This is a genomic window from Sphingomonas hankookensis (assembly GCF_022664465.1).
In the GTDB taxonomy this organism is placed as follows: Bacteria; Pseudomonadota; Alphaproteobacteria; order Sphingomonadales; family Sphingomonadaceae; genus Sphingomonas; species Sphingomonas hankookensis.
Window position 1 is genome coordinate 1 of sequence record NZ_JAKREV010000035.1, and the last position, 870, is coordinate 870.

1 pseudogene is annotated in these 870 nt (G+C 64.7%); it reads left to right on the plus strand.

What is annotated here, in order from left to right:
• Window positions 1–62: 62 nt before the first annotated feature.
• Window positions 63–870, plus strand: a pseudogene (locus MF610_RS18985) (IS3 family transposase); the annotation flags it as partial.

Below are 870 nucleotides of genomic sequence, written 5' to 3' on the forward strand. Positions count from 1 at the left end.
ACGTGACCCCCTTTTTTTCCTCCAGTTGAAGCTAGAGTCCGACCTCGGAAAGGGACGGACAGATGAAGCGGAAGCAGTTTTCGGAAGAGCAGATCATCGGCATCCTGAAGGAGGCCGAAGCGGGCGCGGTTGTGGCGGATCTGTGCCGACGGCACGGGATGTCGAGCGCGACCTACTACGCCTGGAAGGCTAAGTTTGGCGGCCTGGAGGTGTCCGATGCGAAGCGGCTGCGGGCGCTTGAGGAGGAGAACGGCCGGCTCAAGCGGCTGTTGGCGGACACGATGCTCGACAACGCAGGTCTGAAGGACCTGCTGTCAAAAAAATGGTGACGCCTGCTGCGAAGCGGGAAGCGGTCGCGCATCTCCAGACGACGCTGGGGATGAGCGAGCGGCGGGCGTGTGCTGTCGTCGGGGCGGATCGCACGAGCATGCGGTATCGCTCGAGCCGGGCAGATGATGGCGACCTTCGGTCGCGTCTGCGCGAGCTGGCGCAGCAGCGCCGACGGTTCGGTTATCGGCGGTTGCACATCCTGCTTCGGCGGGAGGGCATCACGATCAACCGCAAGAAGACCCAGCGGCTTTACCGCGAGGAAGGCCTGACAGTCCGTCGCCGGAAGGTACGAAAGCGCGCCGTCGGCGCGCGGGCACCTGCGCCGGTGCTGGCGCTACCCAACCAGCGCTGGAGCCTGGACTTTGTTCATGATCAGATGGCCACGGGGCGGCGGTTCCGTATCCTCAACATCGTCGACGACGTGACACGCGAGTGTTTGCGGGCGGTGCTCGACACGTCGATCTCGGGCAAGCGGGTGGTGCGCGAGCTGGGCGACCTGATCGCCGAGCGTGGCGCGCCCAAGATGATCGTCAGCGACAA